The sequence below is a fragment of the Streptomyces griseorubiginosus genome, from assembly GCF_001514195.1.
GTDB classification, from domain to species: domain Bacteria; phylum Actinomycetota; class Actinomycetes; order Streptomycetales; family Streptomycetaceae; genus Streptomyces; species Streptomyces griseorubiginosus.
In genome coordinates, this window is the sequence record NZ_KQ948740.1 from 368,441 (window position 1) to 382,144 (window position 13,704).

11 protein-coding genes are annotated in these 13,704 nt (G+C 73.5%); 5 read left to right on the forward strand and 6 right to left on the reverse strand.

What is annotated here, in order from left to right; genetic code table 11:
- Nucleotides 1-34 precede the first annotated feature (34 nt).
- The 4 genes from AQJ54_RS29665 to AQJ54_RS29680 form a co-directional block, all read right to left on the reverse strand.
- The gene (locus tag AQJ54_RS29665) at nt 35-2,263 is read right to left on the reverse strand and encodes a serine/threonine-protein kinase (RefSeq protein ID WP_062242291.1); all 2,229 of its coding nucleotides are present in this window, start codon (nt 2,261-2,263) and stop codon (nt 35-37) included.
- Between the two features lie 61 nt (nt 2,264-2,324).
- Entirely contained in the window at nt 2,325-3,170 is an 846-nt protein-coding gene (locus tag AQJ54_RS29670; RefSeq protein ID WP_107121163.1) for an oxygenase MpaB family protein, read from the reverse strand.
- Nucleotides 3,171-3,179: 9 nt separating this feature from the next.
- Nucleotides 3,180-4,358 (reverse strand): acyl-CoA dehydrogenase family protein, encoded by a 1,179-nt coding sequence (locus tag AQJ54_RS29675; RefSeq protein WP_062031921.1) that lies wholly within the window; start codon nt 4,356-4,358, stop codon nt 3,180-3,182.
- 122 nt (nt 4,359-4,480) lie between these two features.
- Complete coding sequence (locus tag AQJ54_RS29680; protein ID WP_062242294.1) at nt 4,481-4,855, reverse strand: four-helix bundle copper-binding protein; 375 nt, start codon at nt 4,853-4,855, stop codon at nt 4,481-4,483.
- Nucleotides 4,856-5,025: 170 nt separating this feature from the next.
- Between AQJ54_RS29680 and AQJ54_RS29685 the strand changes: the two genes are divergently transcribed.
- Nucleotides 5,026-5,400 carry a DUF6479 family protein gene (locus tag AQJ54_RS29685; protein WP_243659773.1) on the forward strand — a complete coding sequence of 125 codons (375 nt, stop codon included), beginning with the start codon at nt 5,026-5,028 and terminating at the stop codon, nt 5,398-5,400.
- Nucleotides 5,401-5,435: 35 nt separating this feature from the next.
- Here the strand turns inward: AQJ54_RS29685 and AQJ54_RS29690 are convergent, their stop codons facing one another.
- Nucleotides 5,436-7,169 carry a glycoside hydrolase family 15 protein gene (locus tag AQJ54_RS29690; protein ID WP_062242297.1) on the reverse strand — a complete coding sequence of 578 codons (1,734 nt, stop codon included), beginning with the start codon at nt 7,167-7,169 and terminating at the stop codon, nt 5,436-5,438.
- Nucleotides 7,170-7,376: 207 nt separating this feature from the next.
- Between AQJ54_RS29690 and AQJ54_RS29695 the strand changes: the two genes are divergently transcribed.
- Nucleotides 7,377-8,759 (forward strand): hypothetical protein, encoded by a 1,383-nt coding sequence (locus AQJ54_RS29695; protein WP_062242298.1) that lies wholly within the window; start codon nt 7,377-7,379, stop codon nt 8,757-8,759.
- A gap of 69 nt (nt 8,760-8,828) precedes the next feature.
- On the opposite strand, the gene AQJ54_RS29700 is transcribed toward AQJ54_RS29695, so the two are convergent.
- Nucleotides 8,829-9,254: a hypothetical protein gene (locus AQJ54_RS29700; RefSeq protein WP_062242301.1), complete on the reverse strand. Its 426-nt coding sequence runs from the start codon at nt 9,252-9,254 to the stop codon at nt 8,829-8,831.
- Nucleotides 9,255-9,366: 112 nt separating this feature from the next.
- On the opposite strand from AQJ54_RS29700, the gene AQJ54_RS29705 reads away from it, so the two are divergent.
- From AQJ54_RS29705 to AQJ54_RS46860, 3 genes are read left to right on the forward strand one after another with little or no spacing between them, the layout of a single operon-like run.
- A complete protein-coding gene (locus tag AQJ54_RS29705) occupies nt 9,367-10,764 on the forward strand; it encodes a hypothetical protein (RefSeq protein ID WP_062242303.1) in 1,398 nt (465 codons plus the stop codon).
- Nucleotides 10,764-12,011: a hypothetical protein gene (locus AQJ54_RS29710; RefSeq protein WP_062242304.1), complete on the forward strand. Its 1,248-nt coding sequence runs from the start codon at nt 10,764-10,766 to the stop codon at nt 12,009-12,011. Before AQJ54_RS29705 ends, AQJ54_RS29710 begins: the two co-directional genes overlap by 1 nt.
- A 3-nt stretch (nt 12,012-12,014) precedes the next feature.
- The gene (locus AQJ54_RS46860; RefSeq protein ID WP_062242306.1) at nt 12,015-13,655 is read left to right on the forward strand and encodes a soluble NSF attachment family protein; all 1,641 of its coding nucleotides are present in this window, start codon (nt 12,015-12,017) and stop codon (nt 13,653-13,655) included.
- Nucleotides 13,656-13,704: the final 49 nt, after the last annotated feature.

Consider the following 13,704-nt stretch of genomic DNA (forward strand, 5'->3'; position numbering starts at 1 on the left):
CTCCCTACGCCTGCGCGCCCTAACCCTGCGCCCCCTACGCCCGCTGCTGTCTGAGGGCCGCCACTCTCCGGTAGAGCTCCACCGCCTCCGCGCCCCGGCCGAGCTGTTCCAGGCAGTGGGCCTCGTCGTTGCGGCTGGCGAGGGTGTCGGGGTGGTCGGCGCCGAGGACGTGCTCACGGGCGGCGGCCACTCTGCGGTACTCGGTGAGGGCGTCCGCCCAGCGGCCGAGCCAGCCGAGCCCCACGGCCACCTCACGACGGCTGACCAGGGTGTCCGGGTGGTCGGGTCCGAGGACGCGTTCCCGGATCGCGCACACGTCACGGGACTCGGCGAGCGCCTCCTCCCAGCGGCCGAGGCGGCCGAGGTTGACTCCGAGGCCGTGCCGGGCGCGCAGGGTCTCGGGGTGGGCGGGGCCGTGGATGCGGGTGCGGTCCTCGATCAGGTCGCGGTAGAGCTGGAGGGCGTCCGCGCTGCGGCCGAGGCGGCCCAGGCTGATGCCGACCTCGTAACGGGCGGCCAGGGTGTCCGGATGATCGGGGCCGAGGGCCTGGGCACGCGCCTCCGCCACCTCGTGGTAGGTCCGCAGGGCTTCCTCCCAGCGACCCAACTGGCCGAGCGCATAAGCGACTTCGTACCGGGTGACCAGGGTGTCGGGGTGGTGGGGACCGAGCACCCGGGTGCGGGCCGCGGCCACCTCGCAGGCCATCCGGTACGAGTCCTCCAGGCGCCCGAGCCTGCTGAGGTTGAAGGCGAGGTTGTGACGGCAGCGGAGCGTGTCGGGGTGGTCGGGCCCCATCTGCCGTTCCCTGGCCTCGAGAACCGAGTTGTAGACCTGGTGGGCGTCGAAGTGCCGGCCCAGCCGGCCGAGGACGTACGCCATCTCCTGGCGGGCGGCGAGGGTGTCGGGGTGGTCGGCGCCCAGGATGCGGGTCCTGGCCGCGGCCACGTGCTTGTACTCGCGCAGGGCGTCGGCGGCGCGGCCGGTGCGGCTGAGGGTGAAGGCGACCTCGTAGCGGCTGGCGAGGGTGTCGGGGTGGTCGGGGCCCAGCAGGTGCTCGCGCTCCGCGGCGACCGCGCGGTGCACCTCGCCGGCCTCCGCCCAGCGGCCGAGACGCCCCAGGCTGAGTCCCGCGTTGTGCCGTCCGGCCAGCGCGGTGATCGTCTGCGGGGACGGCAGCGGCGGTTCCGCGGGCACGGGGGTCTCGGTGCGGCCGGTGGCGGGGCGGGCGATCCACTCGCCGGTCAGGCCCGCCGCGGGGTCCGGGGGCGTGGTGGCGAGGCCGACGCCGGTGGCCTTGTGGCCGGTGGTCATGCCGCGGGTCCAGGAAGGCAGCCGGGTCTCGCGGGGGCGTTCGGGTCGGGGCGCCGGGAATTCGGGCTGCGGGGTCACCACGGTCGGCACGTACGCCGGTGTCGTACGGCCGAGTGTGATCCGGCGCCCCACCTCGCGGGCGTCGTGGGGGCGTTGCTCGGGGCGCTTGGCCAGCAGGTCGAGGATGACCTTGTCGAGGTACTCGGGGAGTTCGGCGCGGTGACTGCGCGGAGGGGTGGGCGCGGTGTCGCGGTGACCGACGAGGATCGCCCAGGCGTCGCCCAGGTCGAACGGGGGCGCCCCGGTGGCGATCTCGTACAGCACGCACCCGAGGGAGTACAGGTCGCTGCGCTGGTCGACCTCTGTGCCCCCGATCTGCTCGGGGGACATGTAGTGCGGGGTGCCCATCGCGATGCCGGTGCCGGTGAGCCGGGAGGTGAAGCCGATGTCGTGGCCGAGGCGGGCGATGCCGAAGTCGCAGATCTTCACGGTGCCGTCGGTGAGCCGGACGATGTTCGCGGGCTTGAGGTCCCGGTGCACGACACCCTGCCGGTGGGTGTAGGCGAGGGCGGCGGCGACCTGGTCGGCGATCTCGACGACGTCGGCGACGGGCAGCGGATGCTGTTCGTTGTCCTCCAGGAGCTGGCTGAGGTTGCGGCCCTCCAGGAGCTCCATCACCAGGTAGAGCACCCCGTCGGACTCGCCGAAGTCATGGACGACGGTCACCCCGCGGTGGCTGAGGGCCGCCGCCACGCGTGCCTCGCGGCGGAACCGCTCCCTGAGGACCCGGGTGAAGTTCTGGTCGTGCTGCCCGCCCAGCGGCTTGAGGCACTTCACGGCGACGTGCCGGCCCAGCGACTCGTCGCGGGCCCGCCACACCTCGCCCATGCCGCCGCGCCCGATCAGATCGAGCAGCCGGTACCGCCCCTGGATGAGCCTGCTGTCCCCCATCTCCTGCGACCGCCCCCGTCGAACTCGCCCCGCCCTCCCCTGGCCCGTCCAGTATGGCGACCTATCGTCCGAGTTTGTACGGGGCGGGCCGGGAGCCCGGGCCGAGCCGGGCCATGGCCCGCAGGATGTGCTGGGGCGGGAGTTGCCAGCGCACCCGTGCGGGCACGCAGCGCAGCAAGGTGCCGGTGGCGCGCAACTGACGGGTGACGGTGGCCGGTTCGGGGGCCTTCCTGCCGTACAGCTCGTGGGCGTACGGCGGCAGGGCGGCGTACGCCAGGTGCGCCACGCGCCGCCACAGCAGCTCGCGCGCCGGCACGAGGAGGGGGTGCGTCGGCGGGCGGAGGAGGAAGTCGTCCACTTCGCGGGCCTCGGGCGTGACGGCGAGTTCGGGCAGCACCTTCTCGAAGTAGGCGGCCATCTCGGCCTGGTTCGCGGGTACGGCGTCGGGGTCCAGGCCCACCAGGCGGGCGCTGACCCGGTGTTCGCCGATGTAGGTGTCGGCCTGCTCGTCGGTGAGGCGGAAGCCGGAGCGCCGGGCGACCTGGAGGTAGGAGTCGATCTCGGCGCAGTGCACCCACAGCAGGAGGTCGGGTTCGTCGACGCCGTAGCGTTCGCCGGTGTCGGGATCGGTCGCCCCGAGCATGCTGTGGATCTTCCGGACCCGGGCGCCGGCCTTCTCGGCGGCCTCGGTGGTGCCGTAGGTCGTGGTGCCCACGAAACCGGCGGTGCGCATCAGCCGGCCCCAGGCCTCGCTCCGGAAGTCGGAGTTCTGCGTGACACCGCGCACCGCGCGCGGGTGCAGTGCCTGGAGGTAGAGCGCGCGGACGCCGGCGACCCACATCATCGGGTCGCCGTGCATCTGCCAGGTCACGGACCTCGGACCGAACAATCCCGGATCACCCGTCATGCCGGAAGGCTAACGCCGTACCCGGGGCATCCCCAGACCGATCCACGAGATGATCTCGCGCTGGATCTCGTTGTTGCCGCCACCGAAGGTGAAGATGACCGCCGAGCGGTAGCCGCGCTCCAGCTCGCCGTGCAGGACGTCGCCCACCGAGCCCTCCTTGAGGGCGCCCGCCGCCGCCACGATCTCCATGAGCCACGCGTAGGCGTCCCGGCGGGCCTCGGAGCCGTAGACCTTGACGGCGGAGGCGTCCTGCGGGGTGAGGGTGCCGTTCTGGACGGCGTTCACCATCCGCCAGTTGAGGAGCTTGAGCGCGTCGAGCCGGGTGTGGGTCTGGGCGAGGCGGCGGCGCACCCACGGCAGGTCGACGACCCGGCGGCCGTCGGCGAGCTTGGTCTCCATGGCCCAGCGCTGGACGTTCTGGAGGGCGCGGATCGCCATGGTGCCGTGGGCGGCGAGGGTGACCCGCTCGTGGTTGAGCTGGTTGGTGATCAGCCGCCAGCCCTGGTTCTCCTCACCGACCCGGTGCGAGACGGGGACCCGGACGTTCTCGTAGTAGCTGGCCGTGGTGTCGTGCGAGGCGAGGGTGTTGATGAGGGTGCAGGAGTAGCCGGGGTCGGTCGTCGGCATCAGGAGCATGGTGATGCCCTTGTGCGGCGGGGCGTCCGGATCGGTGCGGACGGCGAGCCACACCCAGTCGGCGGTGTCGCCGTTGGTGGTCCAGATCTTGTGCCCGTTGACGACGTACTCGTCGCCGTCGCGTACGGCGCGCGTCTTCAGGGAGGCGAGGTCGGTGCCCGCGCCGGGCTCGCTGTAGCCGATGGCGAAGTCGATCTCGCCGGAGAGGATGCGCGGCAGGAACCAGGACTTCTGCTCCTCGGTGCCGTACTGCATGATCGTCGGCCCGACGGTGTTGAGGGCCATCAGGGGCAGCGGTACGCCGGCCTGGGCGGCCTCGTCGAAGAAGATGAACTGTTCCATCGCGGTCAGGCCGCGGCCGCCGTACTCCTTGGGCCAGCCGACGCCGAGCCAGCCGTCGGTGCCGAGGCGGCGGATGGTGTCGCGGTAGAAGCGCTTCTGGGCTTCCCGGTCGGTGAAGCGGGCGTGCGCGTTGTCCGGGACCAGGTCGGCGAAGTAGGCGCGCAGTTCGGTGCGCAGCCGCTGCTGCTCGGGCGTGTGGTCGAGATGCACGGCGCCTCCAGGCTCCCAGGCCGGTCCTGACGGCGCACACGGTAGAACGTGTTCCAGAAATTGGGAACGGTCAGGAGAGGGTCTCTCGGGGCGCGGGAGGTCCTGTGAACCGGACGTCCGCCTCAGTGCAGGGTCGCCATGAAGTCCGTGCACGCCTGGGCGCACTCGCGGCAGGCCTTGGCCGCCGCTTCCGCACCCGCGTGCCGGTCCATGACCTGTGCGCACTCCAGGCAGACCGAGCGGCACCATTCCAGCTGGACGCGGATGCCGGCCTCGTCGAGGTGGTTCTCCTCGGAGAGCACACGGCAGGTCGCGTCGCACACCTCGGCGCACATGATGCCCTTGCGCCGCAGTAGCTCCTGCTCCTCGGTGCCGTCAGGATCGACCATGCTCGCTCGCAGCGCGCAGGCGCGTGCGGTCTCGGTGCACGCCTGGGCGCACGCGAACCGGTCCTCCAGGAACCGGAAGAGCTCCTGCTGGGAAGTCGTAGTCGTCACAAGGGGCGGGTAGCCGGGGTCTCGGCCGTCAAACCCGGGGTTCGGGAGGGGGCGCCGGCCGTCAGACCCGGAGTTCCGGGGGTTCGCCGGCCGTGAAACCCCGAGTTCCGGGGGTTCGCGGCACTCCCGGGAGGTCGGTTCGCTCGCGGGTCCGGGGGTACTCGGGTGCCATGAACCAAGCCCTGAACAGCGAATGGATGGACATGGCGGCGGGCCGGGGCGGTCTCGCGGCCGGAGTGATCGCCGCGGGTGTGGTGGTCGTGGCCGTGCTGATCGGCGCCTTCTGGCTGGGCTCCCGGGTCAGGCGCCGTGAGTCGCCCCCGCCCACTCCCGAGGAGCAGCCGAAGCTGCCCGAGGGCGGGCCGGTCCGTGAGGTCAGGGAGCACCGGGAGCCCGACGAGGTGCCCCGGAGCGACACCCGGCTGACCCCGCACGACCTGCCCAACAGCGGCAACAGCCCGACCCGGACCGGTTCGGGCGAGCGGCCCCGCTGGAACGAGGGCAGCAGCGGATCCTTCGGCAGCGGCGGCCCCGGCGGCAGCTGACTTCGCCTCACCCGCTGCTGGAGGCGGCAGCCCGCTCACTCACCGAGCCGGGCGGCCGCCTCCAGCAGCAGTGCGTGGACGAAGGCCTGCGGGAGGTTGCCGCGCAGCTGGCGCTGGGCGATGTCGAACTCCTCCGCGTACAGGCCGGACGCGCCGCAGGCTCCGCGATTGCGTTCGAACCAGCGGAACGCCTCGACCGTCCGGCCCTGCTGGTGCTCCGCGAGCGCCATGACGAACCCGCACAGCACGAAGGCGCCCTCGGCCTCCTCCAGGGGACGGTCGTCGTGGCGGAAGCGGTAGAGGTAGTGGTCGTCGGCCAGCTCCCGGCGGCAGGCGGCGAGGGTGGCCCGGGTGCGCGGGTCGTCGGCGGGCAGGGCGCCGCGTACGCCGGGCAGCAGCAGGGCGGCGTCCACGGACGGGTCGTCCGGGGTGCGCTGCCAGTGGCCGTCGGGGTGGACGCAGGTCCGCTCGGCGGCGTGCAGCAGGGTGTCGGCCAGGGCCGTGCAGGTGGCGGCGAGCGGGTGGCGGGGCGCCGCCTCCGCTACGGCCCGCAGGCCCGCGACACACGTGAGCCTGCTGTGGGTCCACTCCCGGTCGTCCAGCTCCCAGATCCCGGCGTCGGGCTCGCGCCACCGGTCGGACACCGCCCGCACCGCGATCTCCACGGCCTTCCAGTGGCTCCCGTCCAGTCGCCCGTGACGTTCGGCGGCCGCCAGCAGCAGGAGGGCCTCGCCGAAGCCGTCGAGCTGGAACTGCTCGTTCACCCGGTTGCCGACGCGGTCGAAGCCGCCGGGGTAGCCGGGCAGGTCCAGGTCGCGCTGGCCCGGGACGGGCCGTCCGTGCACGGTGTAGGCGGGCACCAGACGGGGTCCGTCCGCGTGCAGGCGCGCGGTGACGAAGTCGACGGCGGAGTCCAGGAGGACGTGGTCGCCCACGGCGGCAGCGGCCTGTCCGGCGTAGCTCTGGTCGCGAATCCACACGTACCGGTAGTCGTAGTTGCGGCCCTCCTCGGCGCGCTCGGGCAGGCTGGTCGTCGCCGCCGCGACCATGCCCCCGCCCCGCGTGGTGAGCCCGCGCAGGACGGCGTACGCCCGCCGCGCGTCTCCGGGGGCGGCCGTGCCGTCGAGCGCCGGGACCGCCTCGCGCCAGGCGGCCTCGGTGGCCGCCCAGGTCCGCCGCGGCTCGGGCGGCCCGGCCGGGAAAGGGGACGCGGAGCACTCCAGGACCAGGTCGTGGCGCTCACCGGGCTTCAGCTCGATGTCGAGGGTCAGGCCGTGCTCGCCGGGGGTCGCCCCCGGGGCGCCCTGCCAGCGCAGCCGGTGCCTGCCGGTCCGCAGCTCCCACACCCCGTCGTCGCCGCGGTGCGCGGAGTCGAGCTCCGCCGCGCCGTACTCGCCGTGCGGGTCGAGGACGACGGAGAGATGGGCCGGGCCGTCGACCGCGTGCAGTTGTCGCAGCAGGACGAGCCGGTCCGGGTCGCCGGGGAAGGCCAGCGCCTCACGGCACTCGACGATCCCCTCCTCGGTGACCCAGCGGCTGCGCCAGATCATCGTGCCCTGCTCGTAGTAGCCGCCGAAGACGTGCCGACCCCGGGGGGTGATGGCGTACGCCCCCCGCCCGCCGACCAGCGCGGCGAAGACCGCGTCGTCGTGCCAGGCGGGAGCGCACAGCCACCCGATGGCACCGTCGGGCCCGATGAGCGCCCCGCGCTCACCGTCGGCCAGCAGCGCGTAGTCGTGCAGCGCGTGGGGTGGGTAGGCGGTGGTCATGGGGCACGGGTACCCAGGGGCGGGGAGATCAACAGGGGGCCGGGAGGGGCGTGCGAGCAAGCTCCGTGTGACGCCGGAATCACGGTCAACTGCTGTTCCTTTCCGAAACGTTGACCGCTTCACTCCACCGCAGCAGAATGAGCCCGCGTCTCTTGAGAGCGCTCTCAGCATCCTGACCCGCCTTGGCCCGCAGCCCCGAGGAGACCCATGACCGGCAGCCCGCGCCCGCCCCTCAGCCGCCGTACCCTCATCGGAACGGGACTCGGCGTCGCGGCCCTCACCGCGGCCGGCGCCGGCACCGCCCGGGCGGCGCAGGGCCTCACGGGTGCCTCCGCGCTCTCCCCGGCCGGCCGGGCGCGGGCCTTCCTCGCCGCCGCCATGGACGCGTACCCGGACCGCGGCACGATCCGGCTCACCCAGAGCTACAGCGACCAGGCGGGCCTGTTCAGCACCGCGTTCACCTACGACAACGCGCTCGCGATCCTGGCCCACCTGGCCTCCCCCGGCGGCGGGTCCCGGGCCGTGGCCCTCGGTGACGCGCTGCTGTACGCCCAGACCCACGACCCCGTCCACGACGACGGCAGGTTGCGGCAGGCCTACAACGTGGGGCCGTACACCTTCTACGACGGCTCCCCGCAGCCGGACGGGTTCGTCCGGGCCGACGGCACGGCCAACGTCGGGACGCAGTTCGGCTTCACCGGCACCGCCGTGGGCGACATGGCGTGGGCCGGGATCGCGCTCGCCGCGCTCGCCGGGCGGACGGGGCAGCGGCGCTTCCTCACCGGCGCGGTGCGGATCGGCGAGTGGATCGAGCGGGTGGGACGGACCGACGAGCCGCTCGGCGGGTACAAGTTCGGCGTCGACGGGGCGGACGTGAAACTGCCGTTCACCTCGACCGAGCACAACACCGACCTGGTCGGGCTGTTCGGACGGCTCGCCCGGCTCACCGGGGACCGGGTCTGGCGAGAGCGCCGGGCGCGTGCCCGGGCCTTCGTCGAGAAGATGTGGGAGCCGAAGGGCGGGTTCTTCTACACCGGCACCAACGACGGCGTCACCGTCAACAGGTCCCCGGTCCCGGAGGACACCCAGACCTGGACCCACCTCGCCCTCGCCTCCCCGGCCCACGCCCGCTCCCTCGACTGGGCCGCGTCCGAGCTGGCCGTGCGGGACACCGCGGACCGTCCCAACAGCACGGTCCCCGCCGGCCAGTCCTACGAGGGCGTCACCTTCAGTTCCGCGAGCCTGCTGGCCGACGAGAGCGCCCCGATCGCCGCGGGCCAGCCCAGACCCGACCGCAACGGCGTCTGGTTCGAGGGCACCGCCCACCTCGCCCTCGCCCTGCGCGAACGCGGCAGGGCCGGTGACGACCAGCGCGCCCGCCGGCTCCTCGGTTCGATCGAACGCGCCCAGGACCTGCTCGGCGCCGGCCAGTCCGTCGGCGGCACGCCGCTCCCCGCCCGCTCCGGGATCGTCTCGGCGAGCAGCCCCCTCGACACGGGCTTCGGGTTCGGCTACTACCCGTACCGGCACACGGGCGCCACCGCGTGGTACCTCCTGGCGGCGGCTCGCGCCAATCCTCTGGGGGCGTGAGGCGAGGCTTTCCGACCGGGGCGCATGACGGCAACCGCGGATCCCGGCCGGTTCCGTACCGCGGTCTCGTCACCCGGTCTGCCCGTCGCCCGCGTAGAGGTAGCCGCCGGGGTTCGCGGGGTCCTGGATCAGCAGTACCTGATCACCGGCGCGGGGGATGCGCAGCTTGGACACGAGGGTCTGGAGCCTGATCGGTTCGGCGGTGTCCCCGGCCGGGCGGAGGACCAGGTCGACCACCGGGTCGAAGTTGACCAGCTTGCCGGTGTCGCTGATCGACACGACGACCGCGGGGATCGTCGGTACCCCCATGGCGAGCAACTGCTGCACGTTCCCCGCGGAGTTGTACGCACCGAGCGACTGCTGGACTCGGGCGTAGTCGTCCTGGCCGAGCGCCGCACGCGTCATCCGGCCGTAGAAACCCTTGCCTGCCGCCACCTGCTCCGCGATCTTGGCTGCCTTCTCCTCGCGGCTCCTGCCCTTGCCGAAGATGCCCATGCCGTGCCTGCCCTTCCGGTCCGTTCTGCCTGGTGATGGGGACGTTAGAAGGCGGGCAGCGCCTACCGATCCCAGGTTCGACCACCTGTTCCCCAGGACGTACGCTCTGCCCATGCCGTCCCCGAGCCAGCCGTCGACCGGCGAGCGCCGTCCGCGCGCCATGGTCATCGACAGGGCTTGGCGCGGTCTCGGGCCCGGGTGCCGGGCGTTGAGCGGCCCCGGGGGCGCACCGCTCACCCGGACGGTCAAGCTGATCGTGCTGCCGCTGATCGTCCGGCCCACGCTGCGGCCGGAGTTCGCGGCCGACTTCCTCGGCGCGCGGGAGGCCGAGCAACTCGACGCGCTGATCCGGGAGTCCGGCGCGGTCCTGGAAGCGACGGCACAGTGGTTCACGCTGCTCAAGAAGACCCGCCGCGCCCTGGGGATCGTGGCGGGCAACCCCCAGGACCTGTATTTCCAGCGGTGCTTCGAGCTGGCCACCGAGCACGGGGCGCCGGGGCCGGGCGCGGAGGCCGCGGCGAAGTCGGTGCTCGCCGACGTCGTGGACGCCACCGGCGGACGGACCGTGGAGGCGCTGAAGGAGCATCTGGCGGACTCCGCCCGGCGCGCCCGACTCGACGCCGAGCTGACAGCGGCATGGGTCGGACGCGAAGCGGCCACGGGCGCCGCCGACACGGGTCCGGCGGACGAGGTTCTCGACGCCTGCGGTGTCCCGGGGGCGGTGTCGCCGGCCTTCGCCGCCATGGTCCGGGCCGGACACGGCAGCCTGCTCGGGCGTGCCCTGTGGTCGGCACACCCGGCCGACGTCGGGGACCGCGCCGACCTCTGGGACCGCGCCGACCTCTGGGGCCGCTCCGACGTACCCCCGCACCTCGGACTGACCGCGCACCGTGTGCCCCCACGCCCCGGAGTCGGCCGCAGCGCCTCGACCGCCACGCTCCCCGCGCCGTTCGACCGCACCCTCTTCGAACGGCTCTTCACCGTGCTCCAGACGTCCACCCACCGCGAGCACCTGCCGACCGTGCCGGAGCTCGTCGAGCGGGAGGTCGGCCGTAGCTGCGCCCCCCTGGGCCTGCACGACGAGAGCCTGCGCGTCACCGTCGTGCTCGGCGGCCGACTCGCGGTCGGTCTCGATCCGCTGGGCACCGGGGGCTCCGTGACGGGGCCGACGGCGGCCCACCGCATCGTCAACAGCCGCTGGCAGCGGGAGGCTTCGGTCCTCAGGGCCCGCAGGATGACCGTCTCCCCCGGCCCCGACCCCGACGGTGGTGTGCTGAACGCCCTCGCCCAGGACCTGCGCACCCCGTGGGCCGCCTACATGCGGCGGCTCTGGGTGAGACTGCACGGGCGCGACGTCCGCGACGCGGCACTGCCTGACGCCGCATCGGCCTGGAGCGTGCTGGACGGGGTGGCCCGCTCGGTGATGATGGACCACCGGGCACGCGTCCGTACGGCGCTGCGCAGCTTGTCTGCGAACTCCGAGCCCGCCGCCGAGCCGAGGAGCGCGTGATGCCCGCACGGCACCCTGCCGTCACGCGAGCCGAGGACGGCACCGTGCAGATCACGGAACCCATCGCCGGTCCCGCGTTCACCCGGGCCGTTCTCGATGTCGCGGGTGCCGTTCTGACCTGGCCCGTCCTGGGCCCGACTGGTTTGCCGGCAGCGGAGATCCACGACGTGGCACAGGCCCAGCAGTGGCTGTGGGCGGTCTACGGCGAGCGTACGGCCGCGGCTGTCGACGCCGTCGCGTCGGGTGCACCGGAAGCCGCTGCCGAGCCGATGGCACCCGAGCAGCCGACCGCCCTCGCCGAGAGTGCCGCCCGCCTCGCCTTCGGGCACTGGACGGCTCGTTGGTGGCCGGCATCGCACCTGGACGGCATCCCCGCACTCGAACCGGGCGCACTGGGGCTGGAGTTGGCCGCCCTCACTCATGAGTGCCAGCAACTGCTGGACGAAGCAGGCGAGGTGGAGGGTCGCGAGCTGCTGGAGGAGCATCTGGCGGCGCTCGCCCCGCTGGTCCGCTGGTGGCAGTCGGGGGCCTCGCCTCGCCGACTGGGCGGAGTCCTGCGGCTGATCGACGACGCGGCCGACGGTCTCGGGCTGGGCGGGGAGGAGATCGGGCGGCTCCGGTCGGCGCTGGAGCAGGACGACGGGCCGTCCGGCACTCCGCTCGACCTCGCCGACCTCTTCGTACGGCAGGGGGAGTTCGCTCTCGCGGCAGGAAGTGCGCGCCCCGCGACCGGCCGTGTGATCGCCCGGGGCGTGGGGACCAACAACTGGTGCCGCTACCCGCCCGGCTTCGTCGACGCGGCCGAGGACGCCGTGACCTGGACGGTGTACGCGCTCGGCGCGGGACGGTGGATCGAGGTGGAGGTCGTCGCCGGTGGCACGGCCCCCGTGGGCGGGGGGCGCCTCGCGGCGGAGGTCTCCGTGGAGCGGGTGCACCTCGCCGCGGAGGTCCACGTGGACGGCGGTCCCCCGAGCCGCGTTCCGCTGGCCAGGCGGGACGACGTGTGGACCGGCCGGGCGAACCTGGACATCCGGGCCTCGACGACACCGAGTGTCGAAGTCGGCGTCCTGCTGCCGGGGTTCGATCCGGGACCGGGTGCCGATGACCGCGCGGCTCGTGAGGCGGTGCGGGCCCTGGCCCGGCGGCGGCTCGGCGAGGCGGCGGCGCCGCACGACGGCGAGGCCGCGCAGTCGGGCCCGTTCCTCGCCGAGATCCTGGCCGCCGCTGCCGTGGAGGAGGACTTCTAGGCCATGCCGGTGGACGCGGACAGCCCCCAGCCCACGGCGGACCCGGATACGGCGGTGCGGCTCGGCTACGGTGAGCCCTTCGACAGCGGCTTCGCGCTGGCCGAACGCCATCAACTCACCCCGGATCCACCGGCGGCCCTGACCGTCTACGGCGAACTCCTCGCCGTGGCCGAGTCGTTGGAGGACTCGCCGGACGTACGACTGCTGCGCGGGCACCTGTTGTCGGACATCGGGACGGTTCAGCTCGCGGCCACGGATCTGCCCGCGGCGGCCCTGTCCGTCGAGCGGTCCCTGGAGCTGGTGCGGGGCATCGCGTCCGTGCCGATGGGACCGAACGGCCGCCGGCTGTGGCTGGAGGTCCTGCTGAAGACACTGCTGGCCGGGGCGGAACTGCTGCGCAGGACCGGGCAGTTCGACGAGGCGCAGCAGGCCGTGGACGAGGCTTCGGCCCTGCTGGCGGAGTTCGACGACGTCGAGGGGCTGCGCACCGCCGAGATCGGCCTGACCCGGGTGCGCCTGCTGATGGACCGCAGCGCGTGGGGCGCGGCCGAGGAACTGGCCTCCTCGCTGCTGGCGGACGCGCCGCTCGCCGAGCCGTATCTGCTGGACTGCCTGGGGGTGGTCTGCGCCTCGACCGTGCGGTTCGAGCAGGCGGAGGACTGTTTCGCCCGTGCGGACGAGGCCCATCTGAGGCTGGGCCACCACGCGGAACGCCACCAGGTGCTCGCCCACCGGGCCTACGCGGCACTGCGGGCCGGCGACCTCGACCGCGCGGAGAAGTTGTACGCGACGGCCGCGGAGATCTTCGAACGGCAGGGCCGGGCCGAGGATCTGGCCGTCTGCGAACAGGCCCGTGCCGCCATCGCCGCACACCGCGGGGACACGGCCGGCGCCGCCGCGCTGACGGCGGCCGGCCTGGCCCGCTTCCAGCAGGTCGGTGCCGCGGTCGCCGCCGCCGACACCATGCTGATGGGCGCCCGGCACGCGTACGAGCGGGGTGACATCGACGAGATGAAGCGGCTCGCTCAGGGCGCGCGGGACGTGTACCAGGAGCGCGAGGTGTACGAGCGGTGCGCCCAGGTGGACCTGATGCTCGCGCGCGCCCTGGAGGACAACCTGAACCGGACCGACCACGGCGTCCATGAGCGGACCTCGATCGCGCACGCGCTCTCCCTCGCCCTGCCCGCCGCCCTGGCCCTGGAGGCGGCCCGCTACGACTTCGCGTCCGCTCATGCCCGCAGTCAGTGGCTCCAACTGGCGGACGAGGCGATGCAGTTGGCCTTCCGACTGGCGCTCCGCAGCAACGACCAGGGGCTGATCTTCGAGCTGGTGGAGCACCGGTGCGCGGGCGCCTCCCTCGCGCTGAGCCGCACGTCCACCGCGGACCGGGCGGCGCCGGTCTTCCCGGACGCCGCCATGAAGACGTACGCCCCCGACGACGGCGCTCCCCTGACGCTGGGCGGCGTCGCGGCCGAGGCAGCCGCCTCCGTCGGTCTGCGGGTCGCGCCGCCACCGAAGATCGTGATGTCGGCGCAGGCAGGCGGCCGTACCGCGCTCCAGGAGTACGTCCAGGCAGCGGAGTTCCGCTACCACCGACGGATCGTGAGCGAGGAAGAGGTGCCGTTCTGTCCGCCGACGCTCTGACCGACCCGAACCGTCCGGTGGTCCAGGTCCGCCTCGCGGACGCCGGTGA

Coding starts and splice junctions, on each gene's coding strand:
- AQJ54_RS29665 (WP_062242291.1), bottom strand. CDS start 2,263: ATGGGGGACAGCAGGCTCATCCAGGGGCGGTACCGGCTGCTCGATCTG.
- AQJ54_RS29670 (WP_107121163.1), bottom strand. CDS start 3,170: ATGACGGGTGATCCGGGATTGTTCGGTCCGAGGTCCGTGACCTGGCAG.
- AQJ54_RS29685 (WP_243659773.1), top strand. CDS start 5,026: ATGAACCAAGCCCTGAACAGCGAATGGATGGACATGGCGGCGGGCCGG.
- AQJ54_RS29690 (WP_062242297.1), bottom strand. CDS start 7,169: ATGACCACCGCCTACCCACCCCACGCGCTGCACGACTACGCGCTGCTG.
- AQJ54_RS29695 (WP_062242298.1), top strand. CDS start 7,377: ATGACCGGCAGCCCGCGCCCGCCCCTCAGCCGCCGTACCCTCATCGGA.
- AQJ54_RS29700 (WP_062242301.1), bottom strand. CDS start 9,254: ATGGGCATCTTCGGCAAGGGCAGGAGCCGCGAGGAGAAGGCAGCCAAG.
- AQJ54_RS29705 (WP_062242303.1), top strand. CDS start 9,367: ATGCCGTCCCCGAGCCAGCCGTCGACCGGCGAGCGCCGTCCGCGCGCC.
- AQJ54_RS29710 (WP_062242304.1), top strand. CDS start 10,764: ATGCCCGCACGGCACCCTGCCGTCACGCGAGCCGAGGACGGCACCGTG.
- AQJ54_RS46860 (WP_062242306.1), top strand. CDS start 12,015: ATGCCGGTGGACGCGGACAGCCCCCAGCCCACGGCGGACCCGGATACG.